The following is a 26,115-nucleotide window of genomic DNA, read 5'->3' as shown; positions in this document are numbered from 1 at the left end:
ACCTCCGACGCCGACGCTGGCACGACGGGCAGCGACACCGCCCCGTCACCGGCCGACGCGGCGTTGCCGCCCGAGCTGGCGCCAGCCGCGCTCACCCTCTTCGGCGACCGTCTCGACCTGGCCGCCGCGTACGCCGAACTGCTGGCCACCGACGGGGTGGTCCGCGGCCTGATCGGTCCCCGGGAGGCCCCCCGCATCTGGGACCGGCACCTGCTCAACTGTGCCGCGGTCGCCGAGCGGATCCCGTCCGGCGCGACGGTGCTCGACGTCGGCTCCGGAGCCGGCCTGCCGGGTCTCGTCCTGGCGATCGCCCGCCCCGACCTCACCGTCACCCTGATCGAGCCGCTGGCCCGACGGACCTCGTTCCTGATCGAGGTCGTTGAGCAACTCGGCCTGGCCAGGTCGGTACGGGTGTTCCGGGGCCGGGCCGACGAGGCGGCCAGCGGATCGAGCGGCCGGGAGCCGATCAGCGGAGACGTGGTGACCGCGCGCGCGGTCGCGCCCCTGGATCGGCTGGCCGGCTGGAGTCTCCCGCTGGCGGTTCGGGGTGGCCGTCTGCTGGCGCTCAAGGGCTCGTCCGCCGCCGCCGAGATCGAGGAGCACGCCGACGTGGTGGCGCGACTCGGTGGTGGGGAGCCAACCGTGCGGCTCTGCGGCGTCGGTGTGATCGATCCACCCACCACCGTGGTGGAGATCGTGCGCGAGCGGATGGTCGGTCCGCCCCGCCCGGCGGCGAAGAAGCGCGCCCGGGGTGGGCGTCCCCGCCGAGGTTGACACTTCGCGCCATCGGGCTTCCGGCCGGTGGGTTGCCTCGTTGTACCGGTACGGGTGGACGAGGGGATGAGAACCCGACGTGGACCGGCCGCGCCCGTCCGCCGTAGGCTGACCGCGCGTCGATAGTGTGTAGCGGATGACGGACGTCGCGGGTCTCCGACCGCTCCCGTGGGCCGTACGCTCCGGGTTGCGGGCGTGGACGCGGCCGAGTTGACCGGGGCGCGGACCGACCATCCGAAGCGGGCAGGGATGACAGGTGCATGACGACGGCAGGTACGACGATCCACGCGTGACCGGGTCGACCAGCGATCCCGTTTCACGTGAAACCGACTACCCGAGCTGGTCGCCCGGCGCGACCGGGCCATCGAACCGACCCACCGACAGCGATCCGCCGCCGGCACTCGATCCGCCGACGAGCGCGGGGCGACCGGACGGCTCGGCCGTTGCGGACCCACCGGGTGGGCGCAGGACGCCGGAGGCGTCGAGTCGACCGATCAACGCGGCCGAGGTGCGGTCGACCTCGGGTCGACGCAACACCGCCGCGGCGGTTCGATTCGAGCCGGCGGTCCCGCACCAACCCACTGCGGCTGCCGTTCGGGACGCCGCGCCGGTGGTCGCCGACGCCCCGGTCGCTTCGACCGAGTCGTTGGCCGCCGTGGCGGCCGACCCCACGTACGTTTCACGTGAAACCCCGACGCGCGAAGAGGATGACCCACCGTTGGCTATGGAGGCGATGCGCGCCGTGCAGATCCTGAATCCCAGTGGCGAGGTGACCATGCCTCGGCCGGACCGGACCCGGGTCATGTGCGTCGCCAACCAGAAGGGCGGCGTGGGTAAGACCACCACCACCGTCAACCTTGCGGTGGCGCTCGCCCTGCACGGTAACCGGGTGCTCGTGGTCGACCTCGACCCGCAGGGCAACGCCTCGACCGGGCTCAACGTCCCGCACCACACCGGAATCCCCGACGTGTACGACTGCCTGATCAACAGCGTGCCGCTGGTCGAGGTGGCGCAGGCGGTCGAGGGCATCCCCAACCTCTGGTGCGTGCCCGCGACCATCGATCTGGCCGGAGCCGAGATCGAGTTGGTGTCGGTGGTGGCCCGAGAGTCGCGTCTGGACCGGGCGATCGCCGCCTACCCGGGCGAGTTCGACTACGTCTTCATCGACTGCCCGCCCTCGCTCGGTCTGCTCACCGTCAACGCTCTGGTTGCCGCGCAGGAGGTGCTGATCCCGATCCAGTGCGAGTACTACGCGCTGGAAGGGCTCAACCAGTTGATCAACAACATCAACCTGGTACGCCAGCACCTCAACCCGAAACTCGATGTCTCCACCATCCTGCTGACCATGTACGACCGCCGTACCCGGTTGGCCGACGCCGTCGAGCAGGACGTCCGGAACCACTTCGGCGACAAGGTCCTCCAGGCGGTCATCCCCCGCAACGTCCGAGTCTCCGAGGCACCGAGTTACGGGCAGTCGGTGATGACCTACGATCCCGGTTCGCGGGGCGCCACGAGTTACTTCGAGGCGGCTCAGGAGATCGCCGAGCGGGGCGTCAAGGAGCCGGTGGGCCGGAATGCGTAGTGCGGACAAGTCGCTGGGAGGCGTGGCATGAAGAACCGTCCTCGGGGCGGTCTGGGTAAGGGCCTGGGGGCACTGATCCCGACCGGGCCGGTCCCGGGTGCCGCTGGCACCGCGACGGCCGAGCCGGACAACGAGCGCCCGGACGGCGCGGGCACCACGGCCGCCGTCTCCGCGGTGCCCGCCCGGGTGCCAGTCCACGAGCCGGAGCCCGTGCTCAGCCCGGTGCCGGGTGCGCGATTCGCCGAGATTCCGGTCGATGCGATCATGCCCAACCCGAAGCAGCCGCGTCAGGTCTTCGACGAGGAGGCGCTGGAGGAGCTGAAGACCTCGATCCAGGAGGTTGGCTTCCTCCAGCCCATCGTCGTACGGCAGCTCGACGACGAGAAGTACGAACTGGTGATGGGCGAGCGGCGCTGGCGGGCCGCCCAGGCGGTGGGTCGGGAGAGCATCCCGGCGATCGTCCGGGACACCCGCGACGACGCCATGCTCCGCGACGCCCTGCTGGAGAACATCCACCGGGCGAACCTGAACCCGCTCGAAGAGGCCGCCGCCTATCAGCAACTGCTGGAGGAGTTCGGGGCCACCCACGAGGAGCTGGCCCGCCGGATCGGCCGGAGCCGCCCGCAGATCTCCAACACCATTCGACTGCTGAATCTGCCCGCCCAGGTGCAGCGCCGGGTTGCCGCCGGCGTCCTGTCGGCGGGGCACGCCCGCGCTCTGCTGAGCCTCGACGAGTCAGAGGCGCAGGAACAGCTGGCCCTGCGGATCGTGGCCGAAGGGCTGTCGGTTCGGGCGACCGAAGAAATCGTCGCCCTGACGCTGAACGATGGCCCGGCGAAGGGTCAGGCCGCGAAGCGGCGGCCCAAGGCGCACGCGCCGGCCCTGACCGATCTCGCCGACCGGCTGTCCGACCGGTTCGACACCCGGGTGAAGGTGGACATCGGCCGGAGCAAGGGCAAGATCACGATTGAGTTCGCGACCGTTGACGACCTGGAGCGGATCGTCGGGATCATCGGCGTGCAGCAGGAGGAGAGCGGGGACTGAGCCCAGCCCGCTCACCCACGGCCGCGCCACCCCACCCGGGGGCGCGGCCGTTCCGCATCCCGGGGTCGTCGCGTTTCACGTGAAACAGCCGGCGGCTTCGCTCAACGGATCGGCGGACCGGACGGACGCCGAATCGCTCAGCCGGCCCCCCGAGGAGCGCCTCGGAGTACGCGGGGGCAGACGGCCCGGCCGTCCACGTCTTCGGGAACGGCGACCGCGCAGATGCGGTCGGTGGACGCCGCAGTGGCGGGCCGATCTCCTGCACGGGTCACAGAAGGCTCCGGAATGCTGGGGTCGACCCGAGCCACCCCCTGCCCCGCTCGACGCGACAGCGAGCCGCTGAGTGGCCTGCACGGCGCCTCCGCAGTGATCCTCGGGTGAGCCGAAGGGCCTGGGTTTGTGGTCGGACCCACCAGAGGCAATCCGCGCAGCGACGCGCCGGTTTCACGTGAAACAGCGACACCGGCTCGTCGGTGTGCCAATCGACCCCTGCGGGTCGGGTTGACGGTCAGCTGGGTCGCCTCCGCGTCCCCACGCGTCGGCGTTGCGGGCACCGTTCAGCGGCCGGCCTCCGAGGCGGCCGAACCGCCTCGGACGCGGGTTGGCGACAACGACCGACAGGTCGAAAAGTTATCCACACCGGTTGTCCACAGGCACCCCCCGTTTCACGTAGAACAGCGCGTGGGAGCGGGTGTGGGCCTGTGGATGACGGCCCGTGTTGAGGACCTCGGCAGCCTGTGGATATCGCCTCTCGGTGCCCGCGCGACCACTCGAGCCCGAGCGGCGGTGGCGCGATGATCCGGTGGCTCAGGACCACTCAAACAGGTAGGGACAGCGGTGCCAGACTCGGTTAGGGTCAGCGTCGTGCACGACACCCCTCCCTCAGTCCCGGACTTCACCCAGTGGCCGTCATTTCCCTTCGAGGGTGACCTCCACGTGAAGCAGCTCGATGATCCGGTCCCGGTTGAACCGCCCCGGAAGGGTGAGGGTCTCCGGGAATGCACCGCCTGCAACGCGCCCGACGACGCCTACATCTGGGTGGGTGAGCGGTGGCGGGTACGCGCCATGGACCGCCCCACCGGTCTGCCTATGGTGCTCATCCTGGAATCGCGGACCCACCTCGACCTCGGTGACCTGCCGAACCTGTTGGCCGCCGAACTGGGCGTGATGACCGTACGTCTGGAGCGGGCCATCCGCTCGCTCGACGGCGTCGCCCGGGTGCACGTCAACCGCTGGGGCGACGGCTCCGCTCACCTGCACATGTGGTTCCTCGCCCGGCCGTACGGTCGCCTCCAGTTGCGGGGCACGTTCCTGTCGCTGTGGGACTCGATCCTGCCGCCGATCTCCGAGGCGCAGTGGCGGGAAAATCTGGCACTGGTAGCGGCCTGGCTCGCCGAGTTCGGTGGCCGTCCGCTCGCCGAGCCACCCCGCATCCAGTGGCAGGCGCCGTCCAGTCTGCTGGCCCAGTCGGCTGCCGCGGATGCCGCCGCCGCAGCCGAGGCTGCCTCAGCGGCAGCAGCCGCAGCGGACGCGGTTTCGGTCATCGAGGCGGCAGAGGAGATTCCGGAACCGGTGCTGGACTCCCCGTCCGGTTCCGCTGACGCCGACAGCGTGCCGGCGGTCGGACCGGTCCCGCAGGCGAACGCCGGTGCCGGCTCGACGGCGACCACCGTCGCCGACCGGGCGGCTGAACCTGCTCGGACGCCACCCGTCACCAACCCTGCCGGTGTCCCGGCAGTCCCGGCCCGGGACGCCACCGCCCCCGCCGGCAGCGCGGCTTCCGACAACGCCGCATCCGACAGGACCGGATCCGACAGGACCGGATCTGACAGGACCGCATCCGAGAGCGCCGCGTTCGGCAGCGCCGCCACGGTGGGGACGCCCACCGACAAGGCGGCGGCAACGCCCACCGACAACCCGGCGGGAAGGCCGGGCGACGGGCTCCGCGTCGGCCCGGCGGGCGCAAGCGCGGACGCGCCAGACGTCGACCCGGCGGGCGCACGCGTAGACGAGAGCGGCTCGGCCCCCGCCATCCCGGCCGCCTCCGACCTCGCCAACGGCGGTGCCTCCGGTGCTGCCGGCAGGACGAGCATCCCCAGCGACCCGGGCGCAGCAGCGCGCACCAACGGCACCGACACACCAGACGTACGCGCGGGTCACTGATCTGGAACCGACCGTGTGGTTGGCCCGCCGGGTCAACCACACGGTCGACCCGCGCTCGCCGCGACGGGCTGGCAGGTCGGTCAGTGAGTGGTGAGGCGGGCCGCCGCCCGGGCGACCAGGGTGCCGAGGAGCCGACCGAAGTCCAGTCCGGCCGCCTGCACGGCGAGCGGAAGCAGGGACGTCTCCGTCATGCCCGGCGAGACGTTGACCTCCAGCACGTGGGGCTGGCCGGCCGCGTCCACGATCACGTCGACGCGCGAGAGGTCCCGGAGACCGAGCGCGGTGTGCGCCGCGAGGGCCACGTCAGCGACAGTGGCTGCCACCTCCGGGGCCAGCCGGGCCGGGGCGTGCCAGGTGGTCCGCCCCGCGGTGTAGCGGGCGGCGTAGTCGTACACGCCGTTGCGGGGCACGATCTCCACCGGCGGCAGCGCCTGCGGGCCGTCGCCGAGGTCGACGACGGAGACCGCCACGTCGATCCCCGGCACGTACCGCTCCACCAGCGCCGTGGAGTCGTACGCGAAGCAGCCCACCATGGCGGCGGGCAGCGCGGCGGCGTCCCGGACCACCGCTCCGCCCAACCCGGACCCGCCCTGCGCCGGCTTGACCATCAGGGGCAACCCGAGACGGTCGACGATCCGGTCCAGGACGGCGACCGCACCCAGCTCGGAGAAGCGGTCGTGCGGAAGCGCCACCCAGTCCGGGGTGGGGATGCCGGCCTCGCGGAGCACCGCCTTGGCCGAGGGCTTGTCCCAGGCGACCCGGGAGGCCCGGGCGTCGCAGCCGACGTACGGGATGTCGCACAGATCCAGCACCCCGCGCAGCGAGCCGTCCTCGCCGGTCGCGCCGTGCAGTGCGATCACCACCGCGTCCGGCGGGTCGGCCGCGAGCGCCGGCAGCAGCGCCACGTCCGCGTCGCGCAGCTCGGCCTCCACGCCGACGGCGCGCAGCGCGTCGAGCACCCGACGACCGGAGCGCAGCGACACGTCCCGTTCGTAGGAGAGGCCGCCCGCGAGCACCACGACGCGGAGGTCGGCCGAGACGGCGGATTCGGTCACGAGGAGATGCTCGACGGTCGTACCCATGCCGGCATCATGCCAAGTCGGGCCCGGGCACGTCGGAACCGGCCCGGCCGCGCCGGCCGGCGGCGCCACCCACGGCGCCGAAGACCCGGCGCATGGCGATCTCCTGCTCCATCACACCGGACAGCCGGCGGATGCCCTCGCGGATCCGCTCCGGCGGCGGGAAGCTGAAGTTGAGCCGCATGGCGCCGGTGCCGGTGCCGTCGGCGTAGAAACCGGTGCCGGGGACGTAGGCGACCCGGGCGGCGACCGCGCGCGGCATCATGGCCTTCGAGTCGAGCCCGTCGGGCAGCGTGGCCCACACGAACAGCCCGCCGGTCGGTGTGGTCCAGCTGGTGCCCTCGGGCATCAGGTCGGCCATCGCGTCGAGCAGGGCGTCCCGGCGCTCCCGGTAGACCTCGCGGTAGACCTTGAGCTGCTGCCGCCACGGCATGGTGCTCAGATAGGTGGCCACCGCGGCCTGGGCGTAACCGCTGGGGCAGAGGATCTGCGCCTCGCTGGCGATGACCAGCTTGTCGCGGACCGCGTGCGGCGCCAGGATCCAGCCGACCCGCAGCCCCGGGGCGAAGGTCTTGGAGAACGTGCTGAGGTAGAAGACGCCGTCCCGGCGGCGGGCCCGCAACGGGGCCGGGGCTTCACCCTCGAACCCCAGCTGACCGTACGGGTCGTCCTCGACGACGAGCAGGCCGGCGCGCTCGCAGATGTCGAGCACCCGTTCCCGGCGCTCCTCGCTGAGCGTCACACCGGTCGGGTTCTGGTAGGTGGGGATCGTGTAGAGGAACTTGACCCGCTGGCCGGCCCGCGCCAGGTCGGCGATGGCGGTCTCCAGCGCCTCCGGGATCAGCCCGTCCGCGTCCATCGGTACGTGGACGACCTGCGCCTGGGCGGCCTGGAACACGCCGAGCGCACCGACGTACGTCGGCCCCTCGGCGAGCACCACGTCACCGGGGTCGAGGAAGAGCCGGGCCACCAGGTCCAGTGCCTGCTGCCCGCCCACGGTGACCACGACGTCCTCCGGGGACGCGCCGCACCCGGCGTCGATGCCGGAGAGCGACATCACCTCGCAGATCCGCTCGCGCAGCTCAAGGGTGCCCTGACCGATGCCGTACTGGAGGGTGGTCACGCCGTGCTCGGAGCCGAGCCGGCCGAGCATCTCGCCGACCGCGTCCAGCGGAAGGGCGGCGATGTACGGAGCGCCGCCGGCAAGCGAGACGACCTCCGGGCGACTGGCCACCGCGAACAATGCTCGGATCTCGGAGGCGGTCATCCCGCGTACCCGCCGGGCGTACCGGTCGGTGTAGTCGTCGAGTGTCGTGCCGGTCATGACCTCACCTCGATCGCTGCTCGGGTGGCTCCCGCCCCGGGTACCCCGCACACCGCTGACCATGGCGGAGGGCACACCGATTGTCGATCGTAGTCCGCCGGAGCCCAGCAGCGGTCGGGCAGAGGCAGACCGACCACATGGCGGACCTCGTCAGCGTCCCCCTCGGGGGTGGGCATCTGCGCGTCCCCTCCCGTACCGCCGATCGGCGGCGTACGATCGCTCGTCGGGGGCAGGAAGGCGGCGCTGTCGTTCCATGCCGGTCTCACCACCGAGCCTATTGTGGGGATGCGCCATATGTCGCGACGTCTGGTCAGCCTGACCCTCGACACGTTGGAAGACCTTCCGCGCCCGTGCCGGCAGTGCGTCTACTGGGAGCTCGACCCGGTCTCCGCGGAGCGGGCCTGCGCTGCCGGCGACCCGGGCCTGGAGAAGGAGGCGTGGGTCTCCCAGACGCTGCTGGAGTGGGGCTCCTGCGGCAAGCTCGCGTACGTCGACGGCATGCCGGCCGGCTTCGTGATGTACGCCCCGCCCGCCTACGTGCCCCGTTCGATGGCGTTCCCGACCTCACCGGTCTCCGCGGACGCGGCACTGTTGATGACCGCGAACGTGGTCGCCGCGTTCGCCGGCGGCGGGTTGGGCCGGATGTTGGTGCAGGGTGTCGCCCGGGATCTGACCAAGCGGGGGATCAAGGCCATCGAGGCGTTCGGCGACGCCAAGTTCGGCGACGCGGACGACCCGGCCGGGGGTTGCGTGGCACCGGTCGACTTCTTCCTCTCCGTGGGCTTCAAGACCGTACGTCCGCATCCGCGTTTTCCTCGGTTGCGCCTTGAGCTGCGGACGGCGTTGAGCTGGAAGTCCGACGTCGAGTACGCGCTGGAGAAGCTGCTCGGCTCGATGAGTCCGGAGACGCTGCTCCGGCCGGTCCGTCCCGCCCCGGCCACCCGCTCCACCAACGGCTGACCGAGGGCCGATCAGTCGACCACGGTGCCGGCGGTCACCACGGCACGCAGTTCGCTGACGTCGAGCGATCCGGTCGGGACGTCTCGTTCGATGGGGTAGTACATCCGCTGGACCGCCGCCACGATCGCCTCCACCACCCGGTCCCGGAACCGGGGGTCGACAAGGCGGGCGCGGTCCGTCGGCGAGGTGAGGTAGCCGACCTCGACCCGGACGGCGGGCATCCGCGTCAGTCGCAGCAGTTCCCACGTCTTGGCGTGGGTACGGCAGTCCCGCAGCCCGGTGCGGGCGACGATCTCCCGCTGCACCAGCCCGGCCAGGCGTTCACCGGTCGCCGAGGTCACCCCGTTGTCGGTGCCGTAGTGGTAGGTCGCCACGCCCTCCGCGTCCGGGTTGGCGTGGCCGTCCAGGTGCAGGGAGATGAACACGTCGGCGCCGAGGGAGTTGGCGAGCAGCGCCCGCTCGGCGTCCGGCAGGCAACTGTCGGGCGACGGGCCCCGGGTGAGCTGCACCCGCACCCCGGAGGCGGCGAGCCGCCCCTCCAGGCGGCTGGCCAGGTCGTGCACCAGGTCCGACTCCGTCCAGCGCAGCGAGCCGTCGGGCACCACCATGCCGGGGTCGGTGCCCCCGTGCCCCGGGTCGATGACGACCGTCTTACCCACCAGCGCCGGCCCGGACTGTCGGATCGCGTCGGATTCGCGGAGCCACTGCGGGCGGCCACCGACCACCTTGCGGCCGATCCGGCGCAGCGCGTTCATGGTGTGCGGGCCGCAGGAGCCGTCGGGGGTGAGCCCGACCTCGCGTTGGAACTGGGCCACCGCCCGCGACGTCCGGACACCGTAGATGGCGTCCGCGCGGCCCACGTCGTACCCCATTTCCAGCAGTCGCTCCTGCAGGGACCGGACATCCTCGCCGGTGAGCGGCTCGGGGACCGCGTGGTAGAGGGTGCGGGCGCCGAGCCGCCAGCGGGCGGCGTCCAGGGCGCGCCAGGTCTCGGCTCCGACCCGGCCGTCCACGCTGAGCCCCCGCGACTGCTGGAACGCGCGGACCGCCCGCTCGGTGTCGAGGTCGAACTCGTCGGTGTGCGGGCCGGCGGCGGCGAGCAGGTCGAGGCCGGTCAGGATGGTACGGATCTCCGTGACCGCGGGTCCCCGGTCACCGGGTCGGATCGGACGCACGCACGACCCCCTCTGCACGACACTGGCTGGCCGGGCGGCCCAGGCTTGAGGCTATGCGCTCCGGGACGGCGAGGTGGCTGGGGCGGCGAAATACGTCGTCGCTGCGGCCGGGAAGACGACGAACCCCGCACCCGGCGAGCGGGTACGGGGTTCGGGTGAGTTTCTGCTGGTCAGAGGGCCGATTCGATGAGCCGGACCAGCTCGCCCTTCGGCTTGGCACCGGCGATCGACTGCACCGGCTGGCCGTTCTTGAAGACGGTCAGCGTCGGCACCGACATCACCCGGTAGGCCCGGGCGGTCTCCGGGTTCTCGTCGATGTTGAGCTTGACGATGGTGACCTGGTCACCCATCTCCCGGGCGATCTCCTCGAGCAGCGGCGACACCTTGCGGCACGGCCCGCACCACTCCGCCCAGAAGTCCACCAGCACCGGCTTGTCGGCCTGTAGCACGTCAGCGACGAAGCTCTTGTCCGTGACCGCCTTGGTTGTTCCCACTATGCCCCTCCTCCGGGATGTGTTCGTTGTTTCAGCTGAGCGTCGCGATGAACCGCTCGGCGTCGAGCGCGGCGGCACACCCGGTGCCGGCCGCGGTGATCGCCTGACGGTAGGTGTGGTCGACCACGTCACCGGCGGCGAAGACACCGGGCACGTTCGTGCGGGTGCTCGGGGCGTCGACCTTCACGTAGCCCTCGTCGTCCAGCTCGACCTGGCCCTGGAACAGCTCGCTGCGAGGGTCGTGACCGATGGCGACGAAGACGCCGGTCACGTCCATCACCTTGGTCTCGCCGGTGTGCACGTTGCGAACGCGGACGCCGGTGACCTTGCCGTCGTCGCCGAGGATCTCCTCGACGGTGCTGTTCCACTCCACCTTGATCTTCTCGTTGCTCAGCGCCCGGTCGGCCATGATCTTGCTGGCCCGGAACGAGTCGCGGCGGTGGATGATCGTCACCGAATCGGCGAAACGGGTGAGGAAGGTGGCCTCCTCCATCGCCGAGTCGCCGCCGCCGACCACCACGATGTGCTGATTGCGGAAGAAGAAGCCGTCACAGGTGGCACACGCGGAGACGCCGTGGCCCAGGTATTCCTGCTCACCGGGCACGCCCAGCGGACGCCACGCCGAACCGGTGGAGAGGATGATGGACCGGGCCCGGTAGGCGGTCTCGCCAACCCAGACGGTGCTCACCGCGCCGGAGCCGGCGTCGCCGGTGTCCACCAGCTCGACGCGGGTCACGTCGTCGGTGAGGAACTCGGCGCCGAACCGCTCGGCCTGCTTGCGCATGTTGTCCATCAGCTCGGGGCCGAGGATGCCGTCGGCGAAGCCGGGGAAGTTTTCCACCTCGGTCGTGGTCATCAGCGCGCCACCGGACTGCACGCCCTCGATGATCAGCGGCTTCAGATTGGCGCGTGCGGCGTAGACCGCCGCTGTGTAGCCGGCCGGCCCGGAGCCGATGATGATCAGGTTGCGGACCTCGTCCACTGCCGTCTCCCGAGTTGTGTGTGTTCGGCGTCGGCGCGAGCACCGATGCCGATCCGAGTTGCCGACGCCTGGGTGAGGCCGGCAGCTGACTTCCAGAACGTCATCGTACGAACCGGGGATTCCCGAGCCGGGCATCCGGTGGGTCAGGTCACGTGAGCGGTCATCGTGCCATCGACCGTGGATTCACCCTACCCGCGCCGAATACCTGCTGTCCGAGCCGGACCCGGGCACTCCGCACTCCGGGCCACTCACCCAGGCCCACCGGCCTCCGGTGGCATCGGTGAAGCGAATGACCAGCGCCTGGTCACCCTGGAAGCGGGCGTAGTCGATCACCTCGACCACCAGTGGCACCGATCCGTGCTCCGCCGCGACGCTCGCCAGACAACTGGTCAGGGCCGTCTCGTCGGTCAGCCGGGCCAACTGGTCCGACCCGTCCGGAGAGGGCCGACGCTCGCCCTCGGCATCCACCTGCGGCTGCCCGCCCGGGGCGCTGCCGGTCGCCCGGCTGGTGGCGGGTGTCCTCGGCGAACCCGTGTCGTAGGCATTGCCGAGGGCCTGCGGGGTGTAGTTCGTACCACTGCGCAGCGCCGGCCCGGTGGTCCGGACCGTCCCGGCCCCCGCGGCGCCCTCGGGCGCGCTGGCCGGCCGATCCATGGCGGGGGCGCTGCCGGAGTCGTCCGACGCGGGCATCGACAGCTGGTTGAGGCCCAGGGCGACGGCGATGACGGCGATCGCGGCAGCGGCCACGGGTGCGCCACGGCTGGCCCAGCCGCGCCGGCGGCGACCCGGGCCGGTGGACACCCCGCGCCCCGGCCCCCCGGCGGGTGCGGGGAGAGCCGGCCGTCGACCGGCACCGCCCTGCGTCGGTACGACCACTGGTGTCGCCGGATCGACGCTCGACGCGGCGGTGCGCGCGTCCCCGGTCGAGGTGTCGTTCGTCGGCTGCGCGGAGGCCAACGCGGCCAGCAGCCGGTCGGTGATCGCCGGTGGCATCTGCGGGGACGGCTCGGCCCAGCGGGTCAGGTCCGCCCGGACCTCGGTCACGGCAGGGGCCAGCAGCGCGTACGCCTCGGCCCAGGACGGGTCCGCGGAGACCAGCTGGGCGACCTCGTCCTGCTGCGGGGTGCCGTCCAACGCCCCGCCGAGGTAGTCGGCGAGGAGGTCGGCGTCGACCTCCCGGAACCCCTCGGTCGTCACGTGTCCTCCTGGTTGGCGTCCCGCCGGTACCGGCCTGACCTCGATCCGACGCCCTCCACCGGGCTGGGGTTCCCCGGCGTGACGCCGGGCACGCCCGGGGCGGTCGGGTCCGGTCGGGCCGAAGACGTCGCGGCGGCAGCGGGGCGGAGATGCCCGAGCAGCACGGCCAGCCGTGCCCGGCCCCGGGCACACCGGCTCTTCACCGTCCCCTCGGCGACGCCGAGGATGCGGGCGACCTCGGCGACCGGATAGCCCTGCACGTCGACCAGTACCAGCGCGGCGCGTTGCTCGACGGGCAGCGCGGCGAGCGCCTCGCGGACAACCAGCACGGTGTCGTGGTCCGTTGCCGGTGCGGCCGGCTCCAGCCGGCCGGTGCCCGATCCGTCCTCGGAGCGGTTGCCGTCCGGCAGCGGCACTGTGGGGTGCGCCTGCCGGCGGCGGATCCGGTCCAGGCAGGCGTTGACCACGATCCGGTGCAGCCAGGTCGTGACGGCGGAGTCACCGCGGAACCGGGCCGCCGCCCGATGCGCCGACAGCAGGGCGTCCTGGAGTGCGTCGGCTGCCTCCTCACGGTCGCCGAGCGTCCGCAGGGCCACCGCCCACAACCGGTCGCGATGCCGGTGGAACAGTTCGGCGAAGGCGTCCCGGTCGCCGGCGACGTGCGCGCGCAGCAGCTCCAGGTCCGGTGCGGCGGCACGCCCGTCCATCACCGCGTCCAGCGAGTGCGGTGCCCGGATCGTGGCGCCCGGCTCACGACCCCTGGACCGTAATCTCCTGCACCCCCAGCTTGAACCCGCCCTCCGACGGCGGCAGCTCGGTGATCCAGAACAGCAGGTACTGGTATTTCTGGTCGGCGTCGAAGCCGTTGAACGTCATTGTGGTGCCGTCGTGGTCCTCGAACGGCTGGCCGATGGCGGTCTTGTAGCTCGCCACCAACTGCTTGTCACCGTTGGTGCTGGACGGCGGGTTGGTGGTGCCGGCGAGAAGCTGGGCGGACGCACCGGTGGCTGACAGCACCGCCTGCACCGACTTGACGGTGTGCGGCTCGCCGAGGTCGATCCAGACGCCCATGCCCTTCTTCAGGTTGCCGAAGTTGGGCCTGTTCACGTAGGTCTCGGTCTCCCAGCCCTTGTCCTCGTCACCGTCGATGACCTTTTCGGCGCCTCGGACCTCACTGCGGTTCTTGCTGTCCGGGTCGATGATCCGGACATCCTTGACCGTCAACTTGCGCGCCGTCGCGGCGGCCGGGGTGGCGTCACCGGCCGGGGCACTGGAGGTCGGTGCGGCGACCGGGTTCGACTTCGGGTCGTCGTCGTCGCCGCCCAACGCGATGATTCCGATCAGCAGACCGACCAGGGCGACGGCCAACAGGCCGGCGATGCCGACGGCGACCTTGCGACCCCCCGCCGCGGCCAGCGGCGACGGCTCCTCTCCGGTTTCGGCGGCGAACCGCAGCGGCCCGCTGTTGTCGAGGTAGTGCTCATCCTCGGCCGGCACGTCCAGTCGCGCCAACTCGGCGGCCAGCACGTCGGAGGACGGCGGCGCGATCTCGGCGTCGAGCAGATCCATGGTCAGGTCGTCCAGGTACGCCGGGACGCCCGCCCGGACCTGGCGGGGTGCCGCGATGGCACCCGAGGCGTCTCGGACAGCGTCCGGGATCGCGGCGCGGCCGTGGCCGGCGGTGGCGCCCCGCAGCGGTGCCTCGGTGTGCGGCCAGGAGCCGGTCAGTGCGAAGTAGAGGATGCCGCCGACCGCCCGGATGTCGTTCTCCTGGCTGTCGGCGCCGTCGGTGCGGGCATCGGCCAGGACCACGCGGCCCTCGTCACTGATCATGACGGTGCCGGGGTGGACGTTGCCGTGCACCATGCCGGTGGCGTGCACAGCGGCGAGCGCGCTCGCGACGGCGTTGCCGATGGCGGTGGCCCGAGCCGGATCCAGGGGGCCGTCGGTGGTCAGATCCCGCAGGGACTGCCCGTCGACCCACTCGCGCACCACGTACGCCCGGTCGGCCTCGTCGATCGCGTCGTAGACGCCGACCAGGTTGGGGTGGATGACCCGGCTGGCCGCGACGGCGGCCTGAAGCATCTCGGTGGCGGAGTCACCGCCCGGGTAGCGCAGCACCACGGCAACGGGACGGCGCAGGATGACGTCGACCCCGCGCCAGACCAGCCGACCCGCACTGTCGTTGTTGATGTGCTCAACCAGTTCGTACCGCTCGGCGAGGACTTCACCGGCCGTGGGAGCACCGAAGGTCATGACCGGAGGAGCGCTTTCGTCCGCCTCCTGACCCTCGCCGACCTGGGTCACCCGTCCTCCCTCGGTGATCGTGTCGATCGATGAACCCGAACTGCTGGGCATGTGGCTTCCCGCTCTGCCGTTGAAGGAACCGGCCGACCGGTGTCGACGCCCAGCGTCGGCCCCTGCCGTACCCGTCGAGAGCGACCTTACCCGGGTTGCCCGTCTCTCCGACATGTCATCTTCCCGCTGTAACTGGCGGGGTTCCGGCAGTCGGAGAAGTCGTCCGGTTACGACCGTTGTCAGCCACGTTGCTGGCACATGTACTAGCTAATCTACGGCTTCACCGCAAGTGACCGAAGCCGGGGCTGGGCCGGCCTGGCGCTCGCGCTGCCTCGTACGTTCCCACCGATCGGTTCGCCACGCTCAGCCGTACGGTTGGTTATCCACAGGCTGAAGCGGTGGTTGACCGGCGAATCGCGGAGTTATCCACAGAAGCGTCCCCAGCCTGGTGATCCGCGGTCACGGTCCGTATGAGTGCCAACTTGTTGTAATCAGCTGCTGGCATTCAGCGACCAAGGCGGCGGCGAACCATCCCGACCACCTCGGTGATCTCCCCAATCCGCAGCACCATGGCCAGACCCAGGTAGGTCCCGCCGATCACCGCGCCACCGATCACGAGCTGGACGACAGCCTGTATCCAACTTGGCCGGTCGCCACCGGGCAGGAGGTTCACGACGAGGAGGCCGACCAGGGCGGCCCCCAACGCGGCGACCGCCACCCGGCCGAGGGTGCGCAGAATGGCGCCCATCCCGATCCGGCCCACCCGGGGCCGCAGCAACCAGGCCGAGGCGAAGGCCGCCGCCAGGTACGACACCGTGTTGCCGATCATCATCCCGGCCGCGGCGAAATGGGCGGCGAAGGCGACGTAGAGCACCACCTGCACGCCGATGCGCAGGGCCACCACCGGGATGTTGATCAGCGCCGGGGTGCGGGTGTCCGGCAGGGCGTAGAACGCGAAGGTGAAGAGCTGACTGATTGCGAACGGCACCAATGCCAGCGCCGCCAGGAGCAGCACCAGCGAGGTGTCCGCCGCGTTCTCGTCGGTGAACGCGCCGTAGCGGAACAGCGTCACGGCCAGGGGAGTCGCCAGCACCGCGTAGCAGACCGCGATCGGGGCGAGCACCGCCGAGACCGTGCGGGTGCCACGGGACAGGTCGGCGGCGACGTCGGAGTACCGACCGTCGGCCGCCGCCGCGCTCATTCGGGGCATCAGTGCGGTGATGATCGAGACGGCGATGATGCCGTGCGCCATCATCAGCAGCAGGAACACGTTGTTGTAGATCAGCGGACCGGCGGCGTTTTCCTTGCCGGCACGGTTCAGCAGGTTGAACAGCACGATCAGGCCGACCTGGCTCACCGCGACGTAACAGAACATCCAGCCGCCGAGACGCCCCAGCTCCCGCAGTCCGAGGGTCCGGAAGTCGAACCGGAACTTCCACCGGAAGCCGACCTTGCGCAGCGCCGGCAGCAGGCCGGCGGCCTGGATCGCGACACCGAGCAGGGTGCCGCCACCGATCAGCAGGATCCGGCCGGTGGTCATCTCCTCCGGCTTGACGATCTCGGCCCCGAAGATCGCTATGTACAGCCCGGCGGTGGCGATCACCACGATGTTGTTGAGGATCGGCGCCCACATCGGCGCGGCGAAGTGCCCCCGGGTGTTGAGCACCGCGCTGATCAGCGCGCTGAGGCCGGTGAAGAAGATCATCGGCAGCATCAGGTACGACAGTGCCTTGACCAGGCTCCGGAATTCGTCGCCCGTGTTGTCGCCGGCGTAGAGCTTGGTCAGCAAGCCCGCCGACAGCACGGCCAGCAGGGCTGCTCCCGCCAGGGTCAGCACCGCCAGGGTGAGCAGCCGTTGGGCGTACGCCTGACCACCGTCGGTGTCGACCTTGCGCCGACGGACCAGCACCGGGATCAGCACGCTGGTGAGGATGCCGCCGAGCAGGAACTCGTAGACCATGCCGGGCAGGATCTGCGCGGTGGTGTACGCGTCTCCGACCAGCGCCCCACCCAGCGCGGCGGTCAACGCCAACGTGCGTAGGAAACCAGTACCCCGGCTGACCAGGCTGCCGATCGCCATCACCGCGCTGTTGGTCGCGGCACTCGCCTCGCCCACCTGCTCCTGCGGCGGCGCTGTCGACTCCATGGCCGGTTGGTTCAGCGGCTCGGCGGAGATGAAGGTGGCACCGTCCCCGGGACGGGTTCCGGCCCCGCCGTCGTTCGCGGCGTTGGCGCTGCGGTAGAGCCCGCCGCTCATCTCCAGCCTCCCAGGGGTACGTCGGGTCGGACACCGACCCGCACGCCACAGACCATAGTCAACCCCCACCCGTTACCCGCGCCCGGCGGATCGGATCACACCCCGGCCCGATAAGCTGGCGATCCCATGTCCGAAGCCTCCGCTCCTCATGCCGCCGACCGCCGCGAACTCACCGCCGCGCAGCGCAACGCCGTCGCCGAACTGCTCCGGGTGTCCCCGGTCGCCGACGAGTTGGGCCGCCGCTTCGTCCGCGCCGGTCACGAACTGCACCTGGTGGGGGGTTCGGTGCGGGATGCCCTCCTCGGTCGGCTCGGGGACGACCTCGACTTCTGCACCGACGCGCACCCCGACGAGACCCTGCGGATCATCAAGGGCTGGGCCGAGTCGATCTGGGAGACCGGTCGGGAGTTCGGCACCATCGGTGCTCAGCGCGACGGCCTCCGGCTGGAGATCACCACGTTCCGCGCGGAGTCGTACGACCAGGTCAGCCGCAACCCGGTGGTGGTGTACGGCACCAGCCTCGACGAGGACCTGAAGCGGCGCGACTTCACGATCAACGCGATGGCGGTCAGCCTGCCGGACCACCGGTTCACCGACCCGCACGGCGGGCTGGCCGACCTCTCGGCCAAGGTGATCCGTACCCCGAGCACGCCGGGTGAGTCGTTCGGCGACGACCCGCTGCGGATGCTGCGGGCCGCCCGGTTCGCCGCCCAGTTGCGGTTCGCGGTGCACCCGGACGTGCATCTGGCGATGACCGAGATGGCCGCCGACCTGGACCGGATCACCGCCGAGCGGGTCCGCGACGAGTTCACCAAGCTGCTCTGCGGCGCGGACCCGATCACCGGGCTGCGGCTGCTGGTGGACACCGGGCTGGCCGAGCGGTTCCTGCCGGAGCTGACCGGTCTGAAGCTGGAGATCGACGAGCACGCGCAGCACAAGGACGTCTACGAGCACACGTTGACGGTCGTCGAGAACGCGGTCTCCTACGAGGAGGAGGGCTGCGACTTCATCCTGCGGATGGCCGCCCTCCTGCACGACGTCGGCAAGCCGGCGACGAAGGCGGTCGGGTCCGACGGCCGGGTCAGCTTCCACCACCACGAGGTGGTCGGCGCGCGGCTGACCAAGGCCCGGATGAAGGCGATGCGGTACCCGAAGGAGGTCACCGCGAAGGTGACCGCGCTTGTCGCGCTGCACCTGCGCTTCTACGGGTACGGGCGGGGCGAGTGGACCGACTCGGCGGTGCGCCGCTACGTCGCCGATGCCGGTGACCTGCTTCCCCGCCTGCACAAGCTGACCCGCTCGGACTGCACCACCCGCAACCGGCGCAAGGCCGCCCAGCTCGCGGCCGATTACGACGCGCTGGAGGACCGGATCGCCCGGATCGCCGCCGAGGAGGACCTGGCGCGGGTCCGACCCGACCTGGACGGCAACGCGATCATGGAGCTGCTCGGCGTACCGCCGGGGCCGGTGGTCGGCCGGGCGTGGAAGCACCTCAAGGAGCAGCGCCTCGAACGCGGCCCGCTGGACCGCGACGCCGCCGAGGCGGAACTGCTGCGCTGGGCCCGCGCCGAGGGCATCATCGGTTGAGCCGCCGGTCGGGCTCGGGTTGATCGACTCAGATGCGCCTTGTGGCGTCGCTCCAGCTATCGGTGACCCACCGTAACTATCTCAGGTCATTTCGGGCATTGCCTACACCCTGGAACCACCTCTTGACAGTGAGTCGTCTGCGCTGCGAATGTACAGCGGCACATTGATGATGAGCAGCACACGGGGGTGTGACGCATGACCATCTACGCGCTGGAATCTTGCTGGCCGGCCCAATCGCGAGGGCAATCATCTGGCCGCTGCCACGGAGTATGCGCGGGGTTCATCTCGAATCTCTTGCCTTCCTGGTCTGTTTGCGATCGCGCATCACGCTGAAGCCGTGATCGTCGGCGGGGGTTTCGCCTAACCCCTCTTTCCCCAGTTCCGTTTGTCTTGCCGCACCGTCGGGTGCCGGAACTGCTGTTCTGCGCCAATCATTCGGCGTGCTGCTCCCTGTCCTGCCGTTGCTCACACCTGGCTGGGCGGGGCCAATGTTCAGGCATTGAGGTGGCAATTCACGACTTCATGCCGTTCGAACCCACCCTGTTCCAACATCGGGGGTGGAAGTTCGATCCAAACTTACGAGAGGCGGTACCGTTGCATTATCGGGTCAGTAATCGAACGGCAGTGGTAAGGCTACTGGCAGTCCTTCTCCTTATGGCCGTCGGAACAGTAGTCGTTCCGGCTGGGGCGGTCCATGCCGACGCCGCAGGTAAGGGCGGCGACTACGTACCAATCAACCAAACCGTGTTGCTGGACACCCGCAGCGGTACTGGGGGCTACACCGGCCCTCGGGACGCAGATACCGTGGCCACTGTCAGTGCTCTCGGAGTCGGCGGTGTGCCAGCCAACGGGGTCAGCGCGCTCTTGGTCGACGTGACGGCGATCAGCCCGACGGTCAACACTTTTGTGACTGTCTACCCGGACCAGGCCACGAGGCCAGCCGCCTCATCGCTGAACGCCTCAACCGGTGAGGTCATCTCGAATTCGGTGGTGGTGAAGGTCGGGGCGAACGGCAAGATCGCCCTACACAACCAAGCCGGCAAGGTCAACCTGAAGTTGGACGTGCAGGGCTATTTCACGACCAACACCGGCGGAATCGGTTCCGGCTTCGTGGCGATGGATCACATTGTGATGACCGATACCCGCCACAGGTTCTGGGGGCTACCGCGGAAACTGGCGAGCGGCGAAACTCGGAGTGTCACCTTGGGGCAACGCAAGCCCAGCGGGGGGTCATTCGCGCTGCCGAGCACTGCCAAGGCGGTGCTGGTGGACGTGGCCGTCATCGGCGCGACGTCTGGCGGCTGGTTGACCATCGGTTCGGACAGTCTTTCCGCCACTGGCATTGATTATCGGGCCGGCAACACCTCGATGGCAGTGAGTGTGAAGCTCAAGGGAGACGGCAGCCACGTCGTTCAGCTCGTCAACGCTGGTTCGGCGATCGATGTCGTCATCACGGTGCAGGGATACTTCACCGACAGCCCGACGACGGGGGCCGGCCTGCGCGCGGTGGATGCCAGCCGGCTGATCGACACCCGCAGCATCGGTAATGGGGCGCCGATCGCGGCCGGTGCCAGTGTTGATGTCGCTGTCGGCGGCACTAATGGGCTGCCGGTCCGAGGTGTTGCTGGCGTTGTCCTGAACGCCACAGCTGTCCGGCCTGCCGCAAGCGGGGCCTTTAGCGTCGCAGAGGGTTCCTTTGGGACGGATCCCCCTATTCTCGGCCCGGCACTTCAATTCAACTCTGGTGAGTCGGCGCGATCCAGCCTCGTAGTAGCACAGGTCAACTCCGAGGGGAAGGTGCGCTTCCGCAACACCTCAAGCGGCACCGTGCATCTGGTGGTCGATCTCCAGGGCTGGTTCGCCGACCCGGTGACCCCCCTGCCGATTGCCACGTACTCCCGAACTTCGGTGCTCCAGGCCAAGCCGGCCGGTACCGCCGTCGGAACCATCGAGTACGCCTTCGTGGACAACTCTGGGCGACTGCGGATCGGTCACCAGAACAACCCGGACGACTTCTCCAGCATCCAGTGGAACCCCGCTTCCGGTTTGGAGGCTCTTACCGGGCAACCGGCGCTGAATCAGCCCGGCGGCAAGCCCGTCCAGGTGACCGTCCGGCACACCAACGCCACCATCTGGGCCGGCAGCCAGACCGCCGAGGGCGCGGCGACCTGGGGACCGATCGCCACCATCGGTGGATCGATGGCCGGCCCGCCGACGGCAGCCATGCTCACCGACGGCACGAGTGTCATCTTCGGCGTCGACGTCGACGGCCGGCTCTGGCACTACCGGCAGTCGGACAGCAGCCCTCGGTGGGCGAGCCTGGGCAGCGCCGGCCTGGTGGGTTCGGTCACGGCGGTGAACATCGACACTGGCCTGCGGATCATCGGCACCACCGCTGCCGGTTCGGTCAAGACCACTGTCTACGCCAACGACGGGTCCTTGTCGTCGTCCTGGACAGATCTCGGGGGCACCGTTACCGGTGCTCCTGCCGCGCTCGTCCACCCCGGTTACCGTACGGCCATCTTCGCCCGTGCCGCTGACGGCTCCGTGGTGGTGAAGCAGCAGGACCTCAGCGGTACATGGTCCTCCAACTGGAACGGCATCGGCGCCCAGATCGCCGCCGGACCGCCCGCCGTGATCCTCGATCCGGCACTCGGACGGACGGCGGTGGTGGTGCGGGGTTCGGACAACGAGATCTACCGGGTCTTCGAGGCATCCGCCGGCTCGGGTAGCTGGGGTGACTGGGCGCGCGTCAATCCGGACTACAGCGACCCGGCCGCAACCGATCCGACTGTCAGCCCGATCGTCAACAGCAGCGGCAACGGGTGGATGATCGTCTACCGGAACTTCGGCGACGCCACGCGGGTGTACCAGCGTCAGGTTCCGCCAGGTGGTGTGTCAGTCGCATCGGCCGGAGAGTTCGCCGGTCACACCGTTCCGGCGCCTCCCGCCTGATTCGGTCACGTTTCCTGAGCCGACGGCTCCCGTCACCTCACCGGTGGCGGGAGCCGTCTTCTGGTCGATGCGGTTGACCGACCACGATGGCGTCAGCGGCTCTCGACGGCCTTCCCGTCGACGGATGCGGCACCGTTGCCGGCCGGGGTCGACGCCGAGCCGAGCCGCGCCAGCAGGCCGGGCAGGTCGATCCCGGTGAGGTCGCTGCCGAGCTGGAGGCCCTGGGCCACGTTGCCGGCCACCGACTTCGTCAGCGACGACGCGCCGTCGGTGGAGATGACCGTCATCTTGTCGATCGCCCCGATCGGCGCACTGGCCGCCTCGACGACCTGCGGCAGCACCTTGACCAGCAGGTCCAGCACGGCCGCCTCGCCGTACGCGGCGAACGCCTCGGCCTTGCGCGCCATCGCGTCCGCTTCGGCCTCACCCTTCGCCAGGATGGCCGCGGCCTCGGCCTGACCCTCCCGCTCCACCGCCTCGGCGATCGCGGAGCGCCGACGCTGCTCGGCCTCACCCTCCTTGGCGCCCTCGATGGCGTTCGCCTCGGCGAGCGCGGCCCGCCGTGCCCGCTCACCCTCACCGGTGAGGCGGGCCTGTTCGGCGGAGGCCTGCGCGGCGGCGATGACGGACTGGCGCTGCGCGTCGGCGTGCAGCACCGCAGCGTTGCGGGCCGCCTCGGCCTCCTGTTCCACCTTGTACCGGGCGGCGTCGGCCGGCTTGCGCACCTCGGTGTCGAGTTGGCGCTGCTTGAGTTCGGCGTTGCGCTCGGCCACCTTCTGCTGCTCGGAGAGGATCGCCTGGTCCCGCTCGGCCTGGGCGAGCGGCCCGGCCGCCGCGGACTTCGCCTTCGCGGCGTCGATCTCGGCCTGGATGCCGGCCTGCTTGAGGGCCAGGTTCCGGTTCGCCTCGGCGATGGCCTCCTCGGCGAGCAGCCGCTCCTGCTCGGCCTGCTGCCGGGCCCGCGCCTCGGCGATCGCCGCGTCCTTGAGCACCCGGGCGGCCTCGGGCCGGCCCAGGTCCTGCAGGTAGGAGCCCTCGGCGAGGATGTCCTGGAGCTGGAAGGTGTCCAGCACCAGACCCTGGTTGGTCATCGAGTGCTCGGCCTCCTCGGCCACCGCGCTGGCGAACGCCGCCCGGTCCCGGATGACCTCCTCGACGGTGAGCCGGCCGACGATCGAGCGCAGCGCGCCGGCCAGCACCTCCCGGGTGAAGTTGTCGATCTCGTCCTGCTGGTGCAGGAACCGCTGGGCGGCGGCCCGGATCGCGTCCTCGGTGCCACCGACCTTGACGATCGCCACCCCGTGCAGGTCGGCGCGGATGCCCTGCTTGCTCACCGCGCCCCGGATGCCGACGTCGATCCGTCGGCTGGACAGGTCCAGGGACTGGAGCTTCTGCACCACCGGCAGCACGAAGACCGAAGCGCCGAGCACGACCTTCTGCCCGGAGGTGTCGGTGGACCGCCCACCGTCGGCGGTCTGCGTGGTGCGGCCCTTGCGGCCGGTGACGATGAACGCCTCGTTCGGCCCGGCCACCTTGATCCGGGAGAGCACGAAGAGCACCAGGATGAGCGCGAGGAGAACCGCGCCGCCGATGGCGATGAGTAGTGCCATATGAGCAGTCCCGTCTACGAGGGGTTGATCAGTAGGTCTCGACGTGCACGCTGGTCTCGCTGAGCGCCTGCACGACGAAGACCTGGGCGCCGATCGGGATCGGTTGGTCCGCGCGGGCGCTGAGCTTGACCGGTTGGCCGGCGAGGCGAACGCGGACCTCGCCGTACCCGTCGGCCGGCACCGGGGTGACGACCAGGCCGAGCGCGCCGACCAGGTCGTCACGGGTGGGGGTGGCGTCGGTGCGCATGTTGCGCGCCGCCCGGCTCAGCCGGGACGCCAACCATCCGGTGGGCACGGCCGCGAGCACCCCACCGACCACCGCCCCGACGACCATGCCTGGGGTACGCGCACCGAGCAGTTCGTTGACGATGGCGCCGCCGAACCCGAACGCCCCGGCGAAGCCGGCGACCGTCTCGACCGAGATCGGCCCGTCCACGTCGGGGTGCCCGAACTGGAGCAGTTCGGTGCCGAGCAGGGCGAGTGCGAGCACACCGATGCCCGCCCCGCCGATGATCAGAAAGATGAGCGTCCCCGATGCCACGACCTTGACGGTATCGACGCCGCGCAACGCCGAACGAGCCGGCGAGAGGGCAAGATGATCTACCGCTGCCGAATCGCTGACGGTGATCGGAAAAGGGCAGCGCCCACCTTCACCGAGCGGGCGGCGGAGGCGATCCGGTCCGCCGAGTAGTGGGACTCGGCCCGGCGCTGGTAGCCGCGCCGGCGAAGGAGTCCGGGACAGGGAGAATGGGTGGATGCGCTGGACCGTGCTCGACGCACCGATCGGTGAGTTCTCCGTCGCCACCGACGGCACCAGCGTCTGCGGTGCGCATTTCGGGCGGGTCGAGGCAGCCGCCGAGGCGCCCGACGACGCGCTGTCCCGGCAGGCCGTCGACGAGCTGCGGGCGTACTTCGCCGGTGAGCTGACCGGGTTCACCGTCCCGGTGTCGCCGCCACGCGGCTCCGACTTCGAGCGCGCCGTGTGGCGTGAGATGACGCGGATTCCGTACGGGCAGACGCTGACGTACGGGGAGGTGGCGCGCCTGGTCGGCGATCCTGGGGCGGCACGGGCGGTCGGGGTGGCCTGCAACCGCAATCCGATCCCGGTGATCGTGCCGTGTCACCGGATCGTCGGCGCGGGCGGCAAGCTGGTCGGCTTCGGTGGGGGCCTGCCCCGCAAGGTCAAGCTGCTGGAGTTGGAGGCCGGGGTCGCGCTGCGACGCGCCTGGTCCTGAACCACCTCGGCGGGCCTCAGCCGGTGCTGGGCGACCCCTCCCGGCCGGTGCCGGGTGTCGTTGCGCCGGGCCACGGCGGGTCGACCGGGGTCCGTGACCGGAAGAAGGCGTTGGCCGGTGGCAGGGTCGGCAGGACCACCGCGACGAGGATCGCCACCGGCGCGCCCAGCCGCCCGGTCACCTGTGGTTCCGGAAGAGGTGCCGTGAATCACGGGACCGCCCTCGTACCCGCGATGGCGGCGGACCCACGGCGAAGGGCCGGGTCCACGCGGACCCGGCCCTTCGACCTGCTTGGTGACTCAGCGCGTCAGCGCGCGACCTCACCGGCGATGAACTCCTCGACGGCCTGGTGGGCGTCGTGGTCGGCGTACTGCACCGGCGGGGACTTCATGAAGTACGACGAGGCCGACAGGATCGGGCCGCCGATCTTCCGGTCCAGGGCGATCTTCGCGGCCCGGACCGCGTCGATGATGACGCCGGCCGAGTTCGGGGAGTCCCACACCTCGAGCTTGAGCTCGGCGTTGAGCGGGGTGTCACCGAACGAACGGCCCTCGAGGCGGATGTACGCCCACTTGCGGTCGTCCAGCCACGGCACGTGGTCCGACGGGCCGATGTGCACGTCGCTCTTGCTCATCTCGTGCGGGATCTGCGAGGTCACCGACTGGGTCTTCGAGATCTTCTTCGAGACCAGGCGCTTGCGCTCCAGCATGTTCATGAAGTCCATGTTGCCGCCGAAGTTGAGCTGGTACGTGCGCAGCAGCTCGACGCCACGGTCCTCGAAGAGCTTCGCGAGGGCGCGGTGCACGATGGTGGCGCCGACCTGGCTCTTGATGTCGTCACCGACGATCGGCAGGCCGGCGTCGGTGAACTTCTGGGCCCACTCGGGGTCGGAGGCGATGAAGACCGGCAGGGCGTTGACGAACGCGCAGCCGGCGTCGATCGCGGCCTGGGCGTAGAACTTGGCGGCCTGCTCCGAGCCGACCGGGAGGTAGCAGACGACGACGTCGACCTGCGCGTCACGCAGCGCCTGCGCCACGTCGACCGGGGTGGCGTCCGACTCCTCGACGATCTCGCGGTAGTACTGGCCCAGACCGTCGAAGGTCGGACCGCGCTGCACCGTCACGCCGGTCGGCGGCACGTCGCAGAGCTTGATGGTGTTGTTCTCGCTGGCGACGATCGCCTCCGCGAGGTCCATGCCCACCTTCTTGGCGTCCACGTCGAATGCCGCGACGAACTCCACGGCGTTGACGTGGTAGTCGCCGAAGGCGACGTGCATGAGACCCGGGACGCGGTCGTTCGGGTTGGCGTTCCGGTAGTACTCGACGCCCTGAACCAGGGACGAGGCGCAGTTACCCACACCGACGATGGCGACGCGGACGGAGCCCATAGCGTCTGCCTC

At 70.5% G+C, this 26,115-nt stretch carries 21 protein-coding genes; 8 read left to right on the top strand and 13 right to left on the bottom strand.

Features of this window, described 5'->3' with window-relative positions; all coding sequences use genetic code 11:
• The first annotated feature begins 63 nt into the window (after positions 1-63).
• The 4 genes from rsmG (at position 64) to KBX26_RS32345 (ending at position 5,563) form a co-directional block, all read left to right on the top strand.
• The gene (rsmG, locus tag KBX26_RS14365) at positions 64-774 is read left to right on the top strand and encodes a 16S rRNA (guanine(527)-N(7))-methyltransferase RsmG (RefSeq protein WP_030331865.1); all 711 of its coding nucleotides are present in this window, start codon (positions 64-66) and stop codon (positions 772-774) included.
• A gap of 256 nt (positions 775-1,030) precedes the next feature.
• Positions 1,031-2,356 carry an AAA family ATPase gene (locus KBX26_RS14355; RefSeq protein WP_374224288.1) on the top strand — a complete coding sequence of 442 codons (1,326 nt, stop codon included), beginning with the start codon at positions 1,031-1,033 and terminating at the stop codon, positions 2,354-2,356.
• A gap of 27 nt (positions 2,357-2,383) precedes the next feature.
• Positions 2,384-3,400 (top strand): ParB/RepB/Spo0J family partition protein, encoded by a 1,017-nt coding sequence (locus KBX26_RS14350; RefSeq protein WP_210865606.1) that lies wholly within the window; start codon positions 2,384-2,386, stop codon positions 3,398-3,400.
• 1,089 nt (positions 3,401-4,489) lie between these two features.
• On the top strand, positions 4,490-5,563 hold the full coding sequence (locus KBX26_RS32345; protein WP_247680632.1) for a hypothetical protein: 1,074 nt from the start codon (positions 4,490-4,492) through the stop codon (positions 5,561-5,563).
• Between the two features lie 80 nt (positions 5,564-5,643).
• Here the strand turns inward: KBX26_RS32345 and KBX26_RS14340 are convergent, their stop codons facing one another.
• Together KBX26_RS14340 and KBX26_RS14335 are read right to left on the bottom strand one after the other, a co-directional pair.
• Positions 5,644-6,645: a D-alanine--D-alanine ligase gene (locus tag KBX26_RS14340; protein WP_030331856.1), complete on the bottom strand. Its 1,002-nt coding sequence runs from the start codon at positions 6,643-6,645 to the stop codon at positions 5,644-5,646.
• A 7-nt stretch (positions 6,646-6,652) separates the two neighbouring features.
• Positions 6,653-7,966, bottom strand: a complete 1,314-nt coding sequence (locus tag KBX26_RS14335; RefSeq protein ID WP_030331854.1) for a PLP-dependent aminotransferase family protein — start codon at positions 7,964-7,966, stop codon at positions 6,653-6,655.
• Positions 7,967-8,260: 294 nt separating this feature from the next.
• Between KBX26_RS14335 and KBX26_RS14330 the strand changes: the two genes are divergently transcribed.
• Entirely contained in the window at positions 8,261-8,926 is a 666-nt protein-coding gene (locus tag KBX26_RS14330; protein ID WP_030331852.1) for a hypothetical protein, read from the top strand.
• An 11-nt stretch (positions 8,927-8,937) separates the two neighbouring features.
• Here the strand turns inward: KBX26_RS14330 and KBX26_RS14325 are convergent, their stop codons facing one another.
• From KBX26_RS14325 to murJ, 7 genes are all read right to left on the bottom strand, one after another.
• Positions 8,938-10,101 carry an N-acetylmuramoyl-L-alanine amidase gene (locus tag KBX26_RS14325; RefSeq protein WP_030331851.1) on the bottom strand — a complete coding sequence of 388 codons (1,164 nt, stop codon included), beginning with the start codon at positions 10,099-10,101 and terminating at the stop codon, positions 8,938-8,940.
• Between the two features lie 170 nt (positions 10,102-10,271).
• The gene (gene trxA / locus KBX26_RS14320; RefSeq protein ID WP_030331849.1) at positions 10,272-10,595 is read right to left on the bottom strand and encodes a thioredoxin; all 324 of its coding nucleotides are present in this window, start codon (positions 10,593-10,595) and stop codon (positions 10,272-10,274) included.
• 31 nt (positions 10,596-10,626) lie between these two features.
• Positions 10,627-11,577: a thioredoxin-disulfide reductase gene (trxB, locus tag KBX26_RS14315; protein WP_030331847.1), complete on the bottom strand. Its 951-nt coding sequence runs from the start codon at positions 11,575-11,577 to the stop codon at positions 10,627-10,629.
• A 183-nt stretch (positions 11,578-11,760) separates the two neighbouring features.
• Complete coding sequence (locus KBX26_RS14310; RefSeq protein WP_210865605.1) at positions 11,761-12,774, bottom strand: hypothetical protein; 1,014 nt, start codon at positions 12,772-12,774, stop codon at positions 11,761-11,763.
• The gene (sigM, locus tag KBX26_RS14305) at positions 12,771-13,481 is read right to left on the bottom strand and encodes an RNA polymerase sigma factor SigM (RefSeq protein ID WP_051708450.1); all 711 of its coding nucleotides are present in this window, start codon (positions 13,479-13,481) and stop codon (positions 12,771-12,773) included. The genes KBX26_RS14310 and sigM overlap by 4 nt, the downstream gene beginning before the upstream one ends.
• 43 nt (positions 13,482-13,524) lie before the next feature.
• Positions 13,525-15,132, bottom strand: a complete 1,608-nt coding sequence (locus KBX26_RS14300; protein ID WP_030331840.1) for a protein kinase family protein — start codon at positions 15,130-15,132, stop codon at positions 13,525-13,527.
• A 445-nt stretch (positions 15,133-15,577) separates the two neighbouring features.
• Complete coding sequence (gene murJ / locus KBX26_RS14295; RefSeq protein ID WP_210865604.1) at positions 15,578-17,329, bottom strand: murein biosynthesis integral membrane protein MurJ; 1,752 nt, start codon at positions 17,327-17,329, stop codon at positions 15,578-15,580.
• A gap of 126 nt (positions 17,330-17,455) precedes the next feature.
• On the opposite strand from murJ, the gene KBX26_RS14290 reads away from it, so the two are divergent.
• Complete coding sequence (locus KBX26_RS14290; RefSeq protein ID WP_030331836.1) at positions 17,456-18,916, top strand: CCA tRNA nucleotidyltransferase; 1,461 nt, start codon at positions 17,456-17,458, stop codon at positions 18,914-18,916.
• A gap of 804 nt (positions 18,917-19,720) precedes the next feature.
• The gene (locus KBX26_RS14285) at positions 19,721-21,871 is read left to right on the top strand and encodes a hypothetical protein (RefSeq protein WP_210865603.1); all 2,151 of its coding nucleotides are present in this window, start codon (positions 19,721-19,723) and stop codon (positions 21,869-21,871) included.
• Between the two features lie 92 nt (positions 21,872-21,963).
• Here KBX26_RS14285 and KBX26_RS14280 read toward each other — a convergent pair whose 3' ends face one another.
• Both KBX26_RS14280 and KBX26_RS14275 read right to left on the bottom strand, forming a co-directional pair.
• Positions 21,964-23,481, bottom strand: a complete 1,518-nt coding sequence (locus KBX26_RS14280; protein WP_030331832.1) for a flotillin family protein — start codon at positions 23,479-23,481, stop codon at positions 21,964-21,966.
• Between the two features lie 28 nt (positions 23,482-23,509).
• Entirely contained in the window at positions 23,510-24,022 is a 513-nt protein-coding gene (locus tag KBX26_RS14275) for an NfeD family protein (RefSeq protein WP_036411488.1), read from the bottom strand.
• Positions 24,023-24,236: 214 nt separating this feature from the next.
• Between KBX26_RS14275 and KBX26_RS14270 the strand changes: the two genes are divergently transcribed.
• Positions 24,237-24,716 (top strand): methylated-DNA--[protein]-cysteine S-methyltransferase, encoded by a 480-nt coding sequence (locus KBX26_RS14270; protein WP_030331827.1) that lies wholly within the window; start codon positions 24,237-24,239, stop codon positions 24,714-24,716.
• A gap of 16 nt (positions 24,717-24,732) precedes the next feature.
• Here KBX26_RS14270 and KBX26_RS14265 read toward each other — a convergent pair whose 3' ends face one another.
• Together KBX26_RS14265 and KBX26_RS14260 are read right to left on the bottom strand one after the other, a co-directional pair.
• Positions 24,733-24,897, bottom strand: a complete 165-nt coding sequence (locus KBX26_RS14265) for a hypothetical protein (RefSeq protein WP_156057535.1) — start codon at positions 24,895-24,897, stop codon at positions 24,733-24,735.
• Between the two features lie 126 nt (positions 24,898-25,023).
• Positions 25,024-26,103: an inositol-3-phosphate synthase gene (locus tag KBX26_RS14260; protein WP_030331825.1), complete on the bottom strand. Its 1,080-nt coding sequence runs from the start codon at positions 26,101-26,103 to the stop codon at positions 25,024-25,026.
• Between the last annotated feature and the right edge of the window lie 12 nt (positions 26,104-26,115).

Origin of the sequence: Micromonospora sp. C97, assembly GCF_018070385.1 — a bacterium.
Taxonomy (GTDB): domain Bacteria; phylum Actinomycetota; class Actinomycetes; order Mycobacteriales; family Micromonosporaceae; genus Micromonospora; species Micromonospora parva.
This window is presented reverse-complemented; position numbering and strand designations above follow the sequence as displayed.